12 protein-coding genes are annotated in these 12,472 nt (G+C 74.3%); 8 read left to right on the plus strand and 4 right to left on the minus strand.

Annotated elements, in window-relative coordinates; translation table 11 throughout:
- The 3 genes from ACGBYP_RS02830 (at position 1) to ACGBYP_RS02840 (ending at position 2,353) form a co-directional block, all read left to right on the plus strand.
- Positions 1-342, plus strand: coding sequence for a cytidine deaminase (locus ACGBYP_RS02830; RefSeq protein ID WP_411581744.1), 342 nt, complete (start codon positions 1-3; stop codon positions 340-342).
- Between the two features lie 227 nt (positions 343-569).
- Positions 570-1,697, plus strand: a complete 1,128-nt coding sequence (locus ACGBYP_RS02835) for a sensor histidine kinase (protein ID WP_411581745.1) — start codon at positions 570-572, stop codon at positions 1,695-1,697.
- The gene (locus ACGBYP_RS02840) at positions 1,694-2,353 is read left to right on the plus strand and encodes a response regulator transcription factor (RefSeq protein WP_411581746.1); all 660 of its coding nucleotides are present in this window, start codon (positions 1,694-1,696) and stop codon (positions 2,351-2,353) included. Before ACGBYP_RS02835 ends, ACGBYP_RS02840 begins: the two co-directional genes overlap by 4 nt.
- Positions 2,354-2,369: 16 nt before the next feature.
- Here ACGBYP_RS02840 and ACGBYP_RS02845 read toward each other — a convergent pair whose 3' ends face one another.
- A complete protein-coding gene (locus ACGBYP_RS02845; RefSeq protein WP_411581747.1) occupies positions 2,370-2,966 on the minus strand; it encodes a hypothetical protein in 597 nt (198 codons plus the stop codon).
- A gap of 72 nt (positions 2,967-3,038) precedes the next feature.
- Here ACGBYP_RS02845 and era point away from each other — a divergent pair, with 72 nt between their 5' ends.
- From era to ACGBYP_RS02860, 3 genes are all read left to right on the plus strand, one after another.
- Entirely contained in the window at positions 3,039-3,956 is a 918-nt protein-coding gene (gene era, locus ACGBYP_RS02850; RefSeq protein WP_411581748.1) for a GTPase Era, read from the plus strand.
- Positions 3,957-4,038: 82 nt separating this feature from the next.
- Positions 4,039-4,785, plus strand: a complete 747-nt coding sequence (recO, locus tag ACGBYP_RS02855; RefSeq protein WP_411581749.1) for a DNA repair protein RecO — start codon at positions 4,039-4,041, stop codon at positions 4,783-4,785.
- Positions 4,782-5,546, plus strand: a complete 765-nt coding sequence (locus ACGBYP_RS02860) for an isoprenyl transferase (protein ID WP_411581750.1) — start codon at positions 4,782-4,784, stop codon at positions 5,544-5,546. Before recO ends, ACGBYP_RS02860 begins: the two co-directional genes overlap by 4 nt.
- 73 nt (positions 5,547-5,619) lie before the next feature.
- Here the strand turns inward: ACGBYP_RS02860 and ACGBYP_RS02865 are convergent, their stop codons facing one another.
- Together ACGBYP_RS02865 and ACGBYP_RS02870 are read right to left on the minus strand one after the other, a co-directional pair.
- Complete coding sequence (locus ACGBYP_RS02865; protein WP_411581751.1) at positions 5,620-7,662, minus strand: methyl-accepting chemotaxis protein; 2,043 nt, start codon at positions 7,660-7,662, stop codon at positions 5,620-5,622.
- Between the two features lie 87 nt (positions 7,663-7,749).
- Positions 7,750-8,271 (minus strand): hypothetical protein, encoded by a 522-nt coding sequence (locus tag ACGBYP_RS02870; RefSeq protein ID WP_411581752.1) that lies wholly within the window; start codon positions 8,269-8,271, stop codon positions 7,750-7,752.
- 147 nt (positions 8,272-8,418) lie between these two features.
- Between ACGBYP_RS02870 and ACGBYP_RS02875 the strand changes: the two genes are divergently transcribed.
- Positions 8,419-9,831, plus strand: coding sequence for a glycine--tRNA ligase (locus tag ACGBYP_RS02875; protein ID WP_411581753.1), 1,413 nt, complete (start codon positions 8,419-8,421; stop codon positions 9,829-9,831).
- Positions 9,832-9,934: 103 nt separating this feature from the next.
- On the opposite strand, the gene ACGBYP_RS02880 is transcribed toward ACGBYP_RS02875, so the two are convergent.
- Positions 9,935-11,020, minus strand: coding sequence for a hypothetical protein (locus tag ACGBYP_RS02880; protein ID WP_411581754.1), 1,086 nt, complete (start codon positions 11,018-11,020; stop codon positions 9,935-9,937).
- Between the two features lie 283 nt (positions 11,021-11,303).
- On the opposite strand from ACGBYP_RS02880, the gene dusB reads away from it, so the two are divergent.
- Positions 11,304-12,461 (plus strand): tRNA dihydrouridine synthase DusB, encoded by a 1,158-nt coding sequence (gene dusB, locus ACGBYP_RS02885; protein WP_411581755.1) that lies wholly within the window; start codon positions 11,304-11,306, stop codon positions 12,459-12,461.
- Positions 12,462-12,472 lie beyond the last annotated feature (11 nt).

The raw sequence follows: 12,472 nt of genomic DNA on the forward strand, positions 1-12,472 counted from the left end.
GTGACCGACGCTGTTGAGCTGGACCCCGAGGACGCCAAGCTGATCACCCTGGCGCGTTCGGCGCGTGGCCGCACCGGTGCCGCCGAGGGTGCCGCGGTCCGCGACACCGACGGCCGCACCTACCTCGCCGCGACCGTGACGCTGCCCTCGCTGCAGCTGTCCGCGCTGCAGGCGGCGGTGGCGGCCGCGGTGTCCAGCGGGGTCGAGGGGCTGGAGGCGGCTGCGGTGGTCACCGCCGCCGAGGCCGTCGAGCCGGCCGGGCTGGCTGCGGTGCACGACCTGACGCCGTCCGCGCCGGTCCTCCTCGCCGGTCCCGACGGCGTCCTGCGTACCCGGGCCTGACCTCCCGGGGCGCTCGGGGCAGCCGCCCGCGATGTGTCGAAAGTTGTAGTGCAGCTACACCGTTCGGGGGCTGAGCTTCCGTCGTCGATGAGACAGGCTGGGTGGGTGACCGGGGACGTGAGCGCTGCCGTGCTGCGTCCCGGGTCCTCTCGGGTGGCAGCCCGCAGCCACGGCGCGGCCTCCGCCCGCCCGGGTCCCGCGAACCCGCTGCTCGTCACCGGCCTCCGGTGACGCCGGCGGACGACGGGGTCCCCGACGTCCTCCTCGGCGACGCGCACGGGGGCGCCGCCGAGGGGGACCTCCCGGTGAGCTCCGCGGAGGACGCGGCGGTCGACGACGAGGTCGTCGCCGCGTTCCTCGCCGAGCTCACCGCCATCTCGCCCCGGCTGGGCGCCGACCCCGACGTCCGGGCGATGTTGGCCGGCCGTGCGCGAGCGGTGCTGCAGACCACCCGCGCCCGGTTGCGCGGGCGGCCCGTGCCCTCGGCCGAGCCGGCTCTGGCCGACGTCGGCGCGGTGCGGGCGCGGACCCAGGTGCACCCCGCGGAGAGCTTGCGCGCGGCCAGCCTACTGTTCCGGCACGCGCTGCCCCCGCTGCTCGCCCAGGGTGCCGCGCTGGCGCCCGGGCCCTCCGGCGCCGGGCGGATCGCGGTCACCCTGCACGAGGTGATCGACGCGCTCGTCGTGCCCGCTGCGATCACCTACGTCGACGTCCTGCTGTCGCAGATCAGCGACGCCAACCGCGACGAGCGCCGCCGGGTCGCCCGAGACCTGCACGACCACACCAGCCACGGCATCGGCGCGGCCATGCAGGGCCTGGACCTCGCGCTGCACCTGGTCGACACCGGCCGGCCGCTCGACCCCGACCGGCTGCGGTCCACCCGGCAGCTGCTGCTGGAGACCCTCAACGACGTCCGCAGCCTGGCCACCCGGCTGCGCGACGTGGTGGGCGACCGGTCGCTGGCCCAGGCGCTGCAGGAGTACCTGGACTTCACCGTCCCGATCGGGCTCGTGGCGACGCTGACCGAGGAGGGCGAGGAGGCGGTCGTGCTGCCCGCCCACGTCAAGGAGGAGAGCTACCTGATCGTGCGCGAGGCCATCCGCAACTCGCTCGTCCACGCCCGCGGGGCGACCCGGCTGGACGTGACCCTGCGCCTCTCCGGCGCCCAGCTGACCGCGGTCGTCGACGACGACGGCGCCGGCTTCGACCCGGCCGCCGTCGACACCTCCCGCACGGTGGGCCTGGCGTCGATGCGCGAGCGGGCCCAGGGCCTCGGCGGCCGCGCCGCCCTGGACGCCGGGCCCGACGGCGTCCGGATGACCCTGACCGTCCCGCTCACGGTGCGGCTGTCGTGACCGGCGCGCTGCGGGAGCTCAGCGTCGTCCTGGTCGACGACCACCGGCTGTTCCGGGAGAGCCTCGGCGCGCTGCTGTCGGTGCACGAGGGCATCGACGTGGTCGCCGAGGGGTCCAACGGCGAGGAGGCCGTGCGGCTGGCCCGCAAGCACCGCCCGGACGTCGTCCTGCTCGACGTCGAGATGCCCGGGCAGTCGGTGCTCACCTCGCTGGTGGAGATCCGCTCGGCGTCGCCGACGACGAAGGTCGTCGTGCTCACGATGCACGAGAACACCCCGCTGGCCCGGCAGCTGCTGCTGCGCGGTGCCTCGGCCTACCTGATCAAGACCATCGGGCACCACGAGCTGGTCGCGGCGATCCGGGCCAGCACCGAGCACGAGCAGGACCTGGTGACCCTGTCGGTGTCGCGCAGCGGGCTGGCCGGGCTCACCTCGCCGGCCGCGCCGATGCTGTCCGACCGCGAGGTCGAGGTGCTCACGCTGGTCGCCCGCGCCTGCTCCAACCTGGCGATCGCCACCGAGCTGCGGATCAGCGAGGGCACCGTCAAGCGGCACCTGAGCAACATCAACAGCAAGCTCGGCTCGACGTCGCGGCTGGACGCCGTCCGGCGGGCGACCCGGGCGCGGCTGCTGCCGCCCGGCCTCGACGACGACTGAGGGAGGACGGGGCCGGTCAGGGGAGCGGGCGGCCCAGGGCGTCGGCGACGGCGGCCGGGTCGCGCACCCAGACGGTGAACGACCGCGGGGTCTCCCCGTCGGTGTCCAGGTGGGCGACGCTGATCCGCTGCCGCCCCGGCCACCAGCCGCCCCGGCGGCGCGGCGTCGGCCACCCGGCCGGCGCGGCCCCCCGCACCACCTCGGTGACCAGCACGAGCGGGACGACACCGAAGGACGACACCTGGCGCAACCCCGCGATGTCGGTGGAGACCGCCCAGTCGCCGATGGTGAACCGGCCGGTCGAGGCGACCAGCACCAGCAGCCCGAGCCCGACCGCGACCGGCGCCTCCGCGGCGGCCGAGGCCCCGCCGTCGCGCCAGCCGAGGAAGCCCAGCCACGCGGCGACGGCGAGCACGGTCAGCCCGACGACCAGCGGGCTCGCCAGGTCGTACTGCCAGTACCGCAGCGGCCGCGGGACCACCGTCACGTGCCGCTTGGGCCCGCGGCGGGCGAGGTAGCCGTAACTGCCCACCTGGGTGCGGTGCTGCTCCCGGGCCCGCGCCGCCTGGACCGCCAGGGGTTCACCGTCGTTGCGTCGGGACCGGGGAGGCATGCCGACCATGATCGCAGGGCCGCAGCTGCGGACCGGCGAGAACCGTCGGTGCGCAGTGGGAGACTGGTCGGCGTGACACTCCCCGAGCAGCCGGTCCACCGCAGCGGCTTCGCCGCCCTGGTCGGGCGTCCCAACGCCGGGAAGACCACGCTCACCAACGCGCTGGTGGGCGAGAAGGTCGGCATCGTCAGCAACCGGCCGCAGACCACCCGGCACGCCATCCGCGGCGTGGTCCACCGCCCGGCCGGCCAGCTGGTGCTCGTCGACACCCCCGGGCTGCACAAGCCCAAGAGCCTGCTGGGCCAGCGGCTCAACGACGTCGTCCGCGACACCCTCGCCGACGTCGACGTCATCGTCTTCTGCATCCCGGCCGACCAGCCGGTGGGTACCGGCGACGCGTTCATCGCCCGCCAGCTCAAGAACGTCACCACCCCGGTGGTGCTGGTCGTGACCAAGACCGACGCGGCGGGCAAGAAGGCGGTCACCGAGCAGCTGGTCGCCGCCAGCAAGCTGGTCGAGGCCCGCGAGATCGTGCCGGTCAGCGCCGTCGCCGGCGACCAGGTCGAGCTGCTGGCCGACCTGCTGATCGGGATGCTCCCCGAGGGCCCGCCGCTGTACCCGCAGGAGCAGACCACCGACGAGGACGTCGAGCGGCAGATCGCCGAGCTGGTGCGCGAGGCGGCGCTGGAGAAGGTGCGCCAGGAGGTGCCGCACTCGCTGGCCGTCAGCGTCGAGGAGATCATCCGCAAGCCCGACCCCCGCGACGCGAGCGCGGTGTTCACCGAGGTGCACGCCCTGCTGCACGTCGAGCGCGCCAGCCAGAAGCCGATGCTGCTGGGCAAGGGCGGGAACATCATCAAGGCCATCGGCAGCGAGGCCCGGGTCGGGCTGGAGACGCTGCTGGGCGGCCGGGTGCACCTGGACCTGCACGTCACGGTGCTGGGGGAGTGGCAGGACGACCCGAAGAAGCTCAACAGGCTCGGTTACTGAGGTGGCGGGCGAGTGAGCATCGCAGGGCGCGCCAGCGACGGAGGAGCGGAGCGATCCGCCGCCGGGGAGAGGGGCTACTAGCTTGTCGACCACTCCTCAGGCGCTCTACCGCGACGAGGGCATCGTGCTGCGCACCCAGAAGCTCGGCGAGGCCGACCGGATCGTCACCGTGCTCACCCGCCGCACCGGCAAGGTGCGCGCGGTGGCCAAGGGCGTGCGCCGCACCAAGAGCAAGTTCGGCGCCCGGCTGGAGCCGTTCAGCCACGTCGACCTGCAGCTCTACACCGGCCGCAACCTCGACATCGTCAGCCAGGCCGAGTCGATCCGCGCCTACGGCCCGGCCGTGGTCCGCGACTACCGCGCCTACACCGCCGGCACCGCGGTGCTCGAGACCGCCGACCGGCTGACGGTGGAGGAGAAGGAGCCGTCGCTGCGCATGTTCCTGCTGGTCGTCGGCGCCCTGCGCACGCTGGCCGAGGGGGAGAAGCCGCCGGCGCTGGTGCTCGACGCCTTCCTGCTGCGCGCCATGTCGGTGGCCGGCTGGGAGCCCGCGCTGGGCGACTGCGCCCGCTGCGGCGAGGCCGGGCCGCACCGGCACTTCTCCGTCCCGGCCGGCGGGACGGTCTGCCCGTCCTGCCGGCCCACCGGCTCGGCGATGCCGAGCCCGGTCACCATCGAACTGCTGGAGGCGCTGTTGTCCGGCGACTGGGCCCAGGCCGAGAACAGCCTGAGCATCAACCGCAAGGAGGGCAGCGGCCTGGTCGCGGCCCTGCTGCAGTGGCACCTGGAGCGCGGACTGCGCTCGCTGCCGCTGGTGGACCGCACGTGAGGCGCGAGGTCAAGGCGCCGAGCCCGCACCCGTCGGGGGTGCGCCCGCCGGCCATCCCGGCCGACAAGGTGCCGCACCACGTGGCGATCGTAATGGACGGCAACGGCCGCTGGGCCAAGCAGCGCGGCCTGCCGCGCACCGCGGGGCACGAGGCCGGCGAGGCGTCCCTGTTCGACTGCGTCGAGGGCGCCATCGAACTGGGCGTGAAGGCGATCAGCGCCTACGCCTTCTCCACCGAGAACTGGAAGCGCAGCCCCGACGAGGTGCGCTTCCTCATGGGCTTCAACCGCGACGTCATCCGCCGGCGGCGCGACGAGATGCACGAGCTCGGGGTGCGGGTGCGCTGGGCCGGTCGCCGTCCGCGGCTGTGGGGCAGCGTGATCAAGGAGCTCGAGGTCGCCGAGGAGCTCACCCAGGACAACGACGTCCTGACCCTGACCATGTGCGTCAACTACGGCGGGCGGGCCGAGATCGCCGACGCCGCCGCGGCCATCGCCCGCGAGGTCGCCGCCGGGCGGATCAGGCCGGACAAGGTCGACGAGGAGACCGTCGCCCGGTTCCTCGACGAGCCCGACATGCCCGACGTCGACCTGTTCGTGCGCAGCTCGGGGGAGAACCGCACCAGCAACTTCCTGCTGTGGCAGGCGGCCTACGCCGAACTGGTCTTCCTCGACACCCTGTGGCCGGACTTCGACCGCCGGCACCTGTGGCAGGCCTGCGAGGAGTACGCCAGCCGTCAGCGGAGGTTCGGCAGCGCCTGACGGCGGACCCTCCTGCAGGGCCCCACCACTCGCGACTTCGCGGCGGGGCCCTGCAGGAGGTCGTTCCATCCCGTCACCTGGGCAGCTCGAACCGGGAGACGAGGCCGCGCAGCTCCTCGGTGATGGCGGCGAGCGCGGCGGCGGTCTCCCGGGTCGACTCGGTCGACTCGGCGGTGGACCGGGTCGCCGCGGTCACCGTGCGCACGTCGGCGCTGACGCCCTCGGTGCCGGTGGCCGCCTGGGCGACGTTGCGGCTCATCTCCGCCGTCGTCGCGCTCTGCTCCTCCACCGCCGAGGCGATCGTCTGCTGGAAGTCGTTCATCTGCTCGACGATCGAGGCGATCCCGGCGATCGAGGCGGCCGCCCCGGCGGTGTCGGCCTGGATGGCCCCGACCCGGCGGGTGATGTCCTCGGTCGCCTTCTGCGTCTCCTGGGCCAGCTCCTTCACCTCGTTGGCCACCACGGCGAAGCCCTTGCCCGCCTCGCCGGCCCGGGCGGCCTCGATGGTGGCGTTGAGCGCGAGCAGGTTGGTCTGCTCCGCGATCGAGGTGATGACCGCGACGACGTCGCCGATCTGCCGGGACGAGTCGCCCAGCCGGGCCACCTGCGCCGTCGTCTCGCGGGCGGCGACCACCGCCGAGGCGCCCACCCGGGCCGCCTCGGAGGTCGAGTGGGCGATCTCCCGGATGGAGGTCCCCATCTCCTCCGCACCCGCGGCCACGGTGCGCACGTTGTCGCTGACCAGCTCGGTGGCGGCCTGGGCGGCGCGGGCGACCTGGGTGCCGCGGGTGGCGTCGCGGGACACGTCGTCGGACAGGCCGCGCAGCTGGTCGGAGGCGGTGGACAGGTCGCCGGTGCGGTCGCGCAGCCCGCCCAGCGCGGCGCCCATGTTCTCCAGCGACCGGTTGAGCGCGACCGCCAGCGTGCGCAGCTCGTCGGTGCCGGACTCCGGCAGGCGCGGCCGGAGGTCACCGTCGGCGACCTGCTCGAGCGCGGCGACGGCGTGGTCGAGCGGGCGGGTCAGCGCGCGGGCCACCAGCAGGGCGACCACCGCGACCACGGCGGCGACCAGCACCGCGACCAGCAGCACCGCCCGCAGCAGCGAGGAGGCCGGCGCCACGGCGTCGCCGAGGTCCTCGCTGAGCACCACGCCCCAGCCGTAGCCGGCGAAGCCCAGCGCCCCCTGCGACGCCGACCAGCCGCGCACCTGCTCGGCGTCCTCGCCGGTGCCGTCGGCGAGCTCGTCGCTGCCGTGCCCGGACGCGCCGCCGGCCACCGCGGTGGCCGCGGGGGATCCGGCCGCGGCCAGGTCCAGGGAGTCCTGCGCGCCCGGGCCGACCAGCACGACGCCGTCCTCGCGCAGCAGCTGGGCGGTGACCGCGACACCGCGGTCGGCGAGACCGGCCACCTGCTCGTCCATGATCTGGCCGATCACCCGGGGCACCGAGGCCCAGTTGACCCACAGCCGCTCGGCCCGGCCGTCGGGGCCGTACACGGGGGCGGCGAACAGCAGCGTGGCGTCGTCCCGGCCGGTCGCGGCGCTGACCAGCGGGTCGACCTCGGGGTCCTGCACGTACGTCTGCCCGGCCGGCAGGGTCAGCGCCTGCTGGAACCACGGCCGGGTGGACAGGTCGGCGCCCGCGTAGGTCGCGGGGTCGATCGGCTGCCCGTCGCCGGTGACGCTGTTGCCGGCGACCACGCGGCCGCTGGCGTCGACCACGAGCAGCAGGTCGTAGATGACGTAGTTGCGGCTGTAGAAGTCCGCGGCCTCCGCGACCGTCGGCGGTTCCGCGGAGGCGTCGGGGTTGAACGCGAAGGCCTGCACGTCGCCGTAGCGCTCGAAGAGGTTGCGGTCGATCTTGTCGATCGTCGAGCGCGCCTCGCTCTGCAGCAGCTCACCGGCGTTGCGCACCCAGTCGCCCTCGCTGCGCTGCCAGGCGAAGACGCCGAGCCCGGCCAGGGGGAGGGTGCTGCAGCTGAGGACGACGAGCACCAGCAGGGCGCGCAGCGAGCGCAGTCGCAGGACGGTGGTCGGTCGGGAGCCGGTCATGGTCGGTGGCCTCTCGGGGGGCACGGCGCCCAGTTGGCTGTAGGCGCGGTCGTGCACCTCACCCATCGGCAGCGGATGAGCCGATCGACACCGGTGTGCCGCGCTGACCTGCACGTTCACCGTCCGCCCGGGTTCCGGAACCGGGCGGCGCCGTCAGTTCCGCCCGGCTCGCTGCACGGCCCGCCGCAGCTCGTCGAGGTCGTGCGCGACCCGCGCCCGCACGCCCGCCCGGCCGGGGTCGGCCGCCAGCTCGTCGAGCCCGGCGTCCACGGCGGCGGCGAGCTGCCGGGCCCCGGCGACCTGCGGGTCGGGGCCGCCGGCGGTGGACAGCCGCAGTTGCCAGGCCCGCAACTCCAGGCGGGCCGCCGTGGCCGCCAGGACGTCGTCCACACCGGTGCCCCGGCCGGGCTGCTGGGCCGCTCGCGCGACCTCGACCGAGAGCTCGTCGAGGCCGCGGTCGAGGTCGGCGCGGTAGGCGGCCCACGCGTCGGCGTCGGCCTGCACGCAGTGCTCGTGCACCCGGCGCAGCCGGTCCCGCAGCGGCGCCAGGACGGCGCGCACCGCGCGGGCGCTGGCGGGGTGGTCACGGCACAGCCCGGCGGTGGCCCGGGCCAGCCGCTGGTCGACGACCGCCGGCCGGATCGCGGGGCGGTCTGCCGTGTCGGGCGCGGTCACACCCGGGAAGGTAGGTGCGCCCGCGCGGCGCCCTCCACCGGCGACCGGTGAACTCCCGATGGCCGGTGGGGTGGGCCGGGGAGCGTGCGGGGGAGGCCGACTAGCGTTGAGGGGTCACTCGCCGACCGCCAGCCGGATGGAGCCCCCGTGCCCAGCGAAGCCACTCCCGCCCGTACCGCCGACCCCGCTCGCCTGGAGAAGGTGGTCAACCTCTGCAAGCGCCGGGGGATCGTCTTCCCCTCCGGTGAGATCTACGGCGGCACCCGCTCCGCCTGGGACTACGGCCCCCTCGGCGTCGAGCTCAAGGACAACATCAAGAAGCAGTGGTGGCGCACCGTCGTCCAGGGCCGGGACGACGTCGTCGGCCTGGACTCCTCGGTGATCCTGCCCCGCCAGGTGTGGGTGGCCTCCGGGCACGTCGGGGTGTTCACCGACCCGCTGACCGAGTGCCAGAACTGCCACAAGCGGTTCCGCGCCGACCACCTCGAAGAGGCGTACGAGGAGAAGAAGGGCCGGGCCCCGGAGAACGGCCTGGCCGACATCACCTGCCCGAACTGTGGCGTCACCGGCCAGTGGACCGAGCCGCGCGACTTCAACATGATGCTCAAGACCCACCTCGGCCCGGTCGAGGACGAGTCGGGGCTGCACTACCTGCGCCCGGAGACCGCGCAGGGCATCTTCGTCAGCTTCGCCAACGTCATGGGCGCCTCGCGGAAGAAGCCGCCGTTCGGCATCGGCCAGATCGGCAAGTCCTTCCGCAACGAGATCACCCCGGGCAACTTCATCTTCCGCACGCGTGAGTTCGAGCAGATGGAGATGGAGTTCTTCGTCCAGCCCGGCACGGACGCCGAGTGGCACCAGTACTGGATCGACGAGCGCACCCGCTGGTACACCGACCTGGGCATCAACCCGGACAACCTGCGGCACTTCGAGCACCCGAAGGAGAAGCTGAGCCACTACTCGACGCGCACCGTCGACATCGAGTACCGCTTCGGTTTCCAGGGCTCCGAGTGGGGCGAGCTCGAGGGCATCGCCAACCGCACCGACTTCGACCTGAAGACGCACTCGGAGCACTCGGGCAACGACCTGTCCTACTTCGACCAGGCCACCAACGAGCGCTGGACGCCGTACGTCATCGAGCCGGCGGCCGGGCTGACCCGCTCGCTCATGGCCTTCCTGGTCGACGCGTACACCGAGGACGAGGCGCCCAACGCCAAGGGCGGCGTCGACACCCGCACCGTGCTGCGGCTGGACCCGCGGCTGGCGCCGGTGAAGGCCGCGGTCCTGCCGCTGTCGCGCAACGCCGACCTCTCGCCCAAGGCCCGCGGCCTGGCCGCCGACCTGCGCAAGAACTGGAACGTCGACTTCGACGACGCCGGCGCCATCGGCCGCCGCTACCGCCGCCAGGACGAGGTCGGCACGCCGTTCTGCCTCACCGTCGACTTCGACACCCTCGAGGACAACGCGGTGACCGTGCGCGAGCGCGACTCGATGAGCCAGGAGCGCGTCGGCCTGGACCAGGTCGTCGGCTACCTCGCCGCCCGCCTCCCCGGCTGCTGACGCCGGCGGCCGGCCGCCCGGACTCGGTGCGGCCGGGCGGGTCAACCCGGCTGACCTGACGTGGAGCCGTGCCACAGCACGGCTCCACGTCAGGTGGCCCGGCTCAACCCAGGTCGGCGTGCACCCCACCGACCCGGTCATCGGCTCGGTGGAGCCAGCCGTCGTCGCCCCGTTGTCCGTCCCGGAGGCGACCCACGGCCCGGGGGACCTCGCGGAAGGCGCGGTCGGAGGGACCTGGGGTCGCGAGCAGCCGCTGCACCGTCCCGGCCACCTCGCGGCGCTGGTGGGTCAGGTCCCCGGCAGTGAGCCGGGTGAAGCGGACGCCCAGTGAGCGCAGCAGGTCCTCCGTGCGCTTCTCGCGCCAGAGCTGGTCATCGGCGCTCCGCCCGAAGGCCGGCCGCTGGTACTTCACCTGCCCGTCGAACTCGACGGCCACCGCTGCGTCCGGGTACCAGCCGTCGACCACCTTCACCAGCCGCCCGTCCACCCAGAGCTCGACCTGCGGGACGAAGGGCGGCAGCCCGAGCGCGGCGAAGGTGAGCCGGCCGCACGTCTCCAACCACGACTCGGCCCGCCCGTCCGCCAAGGCGACGGCACGGACCGCCCGCGGGATCCCCGGCACGAACTCCTGACGCGCGAGCACCCGGGCCAGCTCGCCCGGGTCGGTGAGCCCGCGCAGCAACGCGGCGTCGACAGCAGCGACGGCGTGCACCTCGGACCACGACCGGGCGGTGTCGACCACGGTCCTGGCCGCCGTCGTCACCCGGTAGGCGCCGCGCACGGTCACCTCATCGTCCGGCAGCTGCGCCCGGGTCATCAGCCAACCGCGCCCACGACGCCACCGGTGGGGGTCGGTCAGCTCGACGAGCGGCTCGACCCTCCGTGGTCGTGGCAGACCCCAGACCCAGGCCGCCGTCGCACCGCTCAGGACGGCGGAAGGGCGGTCCATGGCGTGGGTCACGGCCAGGGCGTCCAGGCCCGGACGGCGTCCGGTGCGCTCGACCTCCGCGAGGTCCCGGGCCGACACGAAGACGCCGCAGCGCAGGCGCACCCAGGTCCCTGTGCGCACCGCCGTCCGGACCTCGCTCTCGCCGACCCCGGCCACGGTGAGGTCCGCGGTGGTGAAGATGCCGAGCTGCCGGCGGCCACGCTCGGCGACGGCGAGCGGTACGGGGAGGAGGTCGCTCACCGCGGCAGCGTGTCCGGTCGTCATCGACACCGCGCTCCGTCCTGCGGAGTTGCGGACAGAGCTGCCGGGTGTGGACGGTCCCGAGCGGGTCGGCTGGAACTGCGCTAGACCCGCCGCCCGCCGCCCGCGCGGGTTGACCCGTTCCAGCGGACGTGGAGCCGTGTCACGTCGCGGCTCCACGTCCGCTGACCTGGGTCGACCCGCGCCGGCGACAGCGGGTGGCCCGTGGGGACTCGGCCGACGTGGCCCCGGGCACACAGCCGCGGCACCTACGCTGGGCGGCGTGACCAGCACCCTCGCGCGCCCGAAGGCGCTGCCGGCGTTGCAGCTGGGTGGCCTGACCGTGGACCCGGCGGTGGTGCTCGCGCCGATGGCCGGGATCACCGGGCCGGCTTTCCGCACGCTGTGCCGGGAGTTCGGCGCCGGTCTCTACGTCTGCGAGATGATCACCACCCGCGCGCTGGTGGAGCGCAACGAGAAGACGCTGCGGATGGTGCGGGCCACCACCGACGAGGCCGACGCGTTCTCCGTCCAGCTCTACGGCGTCGACCCGGCCACGGTCGGGCGCGCGGTGCAGATGCTGGTCGACGAGCAGGTGGCCGGCACCCGCCCGGCGCACATCGACCTCAACTTCGGCTGCCCGGTGCCCAAGGTGACCCGCAAGGGCGGCGGCTCGGCCCTGCCGTGGCGCCGCGTGCTGTTCGGCAACATCGTCCGGGCCGCGGTGCAGGCCGCCGGCGACGTCCCGGTGACGGTGAAGACCCGGATCGGCATCGACCCCGAGCACACCACCTACCTCGACGCCGGCCGGATCGCCCAGGACGCCGGCGCGGCGGCGATCACGCTGCACGGGCGCACTGCCGACCAGCTCTACAGCGGCACCGCCGACTGGTCGCCCATCGCCCGCCTGGTCGAGACCGTCGACATCCCGGTGCTCGGCAACGGCGACCTCTGGGAGGCCGACGACGCGCTGCGGATGGTCGCCGAGACCGGGTGCGCGGGCGTGGTCGTGGGCCGCGGCTGCCTGGGCCGGCCGTGGCTGTTCGCCGACCTGGCCGCCGCGTTCGCCGGCTCGACCGAGCGCACGCTGCCGAGCTTCCGCCAGGTCGCCGAGGTGATGCACCGGCACGCGACGCTGCTGGCCGCCGAGCACGGTGAGCAGCACGGCTGCGCCGACTTCCGCAAGCACGTGGCCTGGTACCTCAAGGGCTTCGCCGTCGGCTCCGACACCCGCCGCGCGCTCGCCCTGGTCAGCAGCCTCGACGAGCTGGCCGAGCTGCTGGCCGGGGTCGAGGACCAGCCCTACCCGCAGACGGTCCTGGGCGAGCCGCGCGGACGGACGACGTCGGCGCGGCCGGTGTCGCTGCCCGAGGGCTGGCTCGCCGACCGTGACGACCCGCGCCCGCCGGCCGGCGCCGAGATGCTGGTGGGTGGCGGATGACGCCCGTCGCG

Origin of the sequence: Modestobacter sp. SSW1-42, assembly GCF_046635825.1 — a bacterium.
Classification (GTDB): Bacteria; Actinomycetota; Actinomycetes; order Mycobacteriales; family Geodermatophilaceae; genus Modestobacter.

Excerpts from the sequence above, each read along its gene's own strand:
- ACGBYP_RS02845 (WP_411581747.1), bottom strand. The coding sequence starts at position 2,966 with ATGCCTCCCCGGTCCCGACGCAACGACGGTGAACCCCTGGCGGTCCAG.
- ACGBYP_RS02865 (WP_411581751.1), bottom strand. The coding sequence starts at position 7,662 with ATGGGTGAGGTGCACGACCGCGCCTACAGCCAACTGGGCGCCGTGCCC.